At 72.8% G+C, this 228-nt stretch carries 1 protein-coding gene; it reads right to left on the bottom strand.

Annotated elements, in window-relative coordinates; translation table 11 throughout:
- On the bottom strand, positions 1-228 hold a 228-nt coding region (locus Q4528_RS16780; protein ID WP_303522954.1), incomplete at both ends, for a GTP-binding protein.

The following is a 228-nucleotide window of genomic DNA, read 5'->3' as shown; positions in this document are numbered from 1 at the left end:
GGTCCATCTTGTTGACGGCCAGGACGACGCCGCCCACCCGCATCAGCGCGGCCACCAGCGCGTGGCGCCGCGTCTGCTGGCGGATGCCGCGCGCGGCAACGACGAGCAGGATGGCGAGATCCGCGGTGGAGGCGGCGGTGACGGTGTTGCGGAGATAGCCCTCATGGCCCGGCGCATCGGCGAGGAGGATGCGGCGGCCCCCCAGGTTCAGGGCGCGGTAGGCGACAT

This window comes from Staphylococcus pasteuri (assembly GCF_030547725.1).
GTDB classification, from domain to species: domain Bacteria; phylum Bacillota; class Bacilli; order Staphylococcales; family Staphylococcaceae; genus Staphylococcus; species Staphylococcus pasteuri.
The sequence above is the reverse complement of the archived record's forward strand: the minus strand, read 5'-3'. Positions and strand labels throughout refer to the sequence as shown.